Source organism: Vibrio sp. YT-19(2023) (assembly GCF_033337395.1).
On the sequence record NZ_JAWOQN010000567.1, the window covers coordinates 1 to 669 of the forward strand.

Consider the following 669-nt stretch of genomic DNA (forward strand, 5'->3'; position numbering starts at 1 on the left):
ATTTTTCTCGCCATTGGACCACCGTTACTTGAGCCACCGCCTGCGTTTTCTAGCACGAGAGTAACGATAACTTTTGGATCGTCAACCGGAGCAAAGCCCGTAAACAGGGCGTGGTCACGCAAGTGTTCCGCGATTTCATCTGCGTTGTACTCTTCGTTCTCGCCCAAGCCAAAGACCTGAGCTGTACCTGATTTACCGGCTGTCTGGTAGCTCATACTGTAGAAAGAACGACGAGCTGTACCACGAGTACCATGGTTTACACGGAGCATAACTTCTTTCGCAATATCCCAGTATTTTTCTGGCACATTTTGAATCGGTGGGTAGGTTACGTATTCAGAGGTTTCTTGTTCCTCAAAGTTATCACCATTATCGATGGTGGACTTTAGGAGGTGAGGAGCGGAAACCGCACCATTATTCACTAACACCGATGTTGCTTTCGCAATTTGCATAGGTGTCGCCGTCCAGTAGCCTTGGCCGATACCAACAGGAATGGTGTCACCTTTATACCAAGGCGTTTTGTGACGAGACATCTTCCAATCACGAGTTGGCATATTAGCCTTACTTTCTTCGTAGATATCGATGCCTGTGTAGTCACCAAAACCAAACATCATCATCCAGTTTGAAATTCGGTCGATCCCCAAGTCATAAGCAATTTGGTAGTAAAACGTA

The 669-nt window shown here is 46.5% G+C and carries 1 protein-coding gene; it reads right to left on the minus strand.

Going from position 1 to position 669, the window contains the following annotated elements; genetic code table 11:
* Positions 1 to 669, minus strand: a 669-nt coding sequence (locus R7E78_RS27180; RefSeq protein ID WP_318058756.1) for a penicillin-binding transpeptidase domain-containing protein, incomplete at both ends; no start/stop codon positions are given.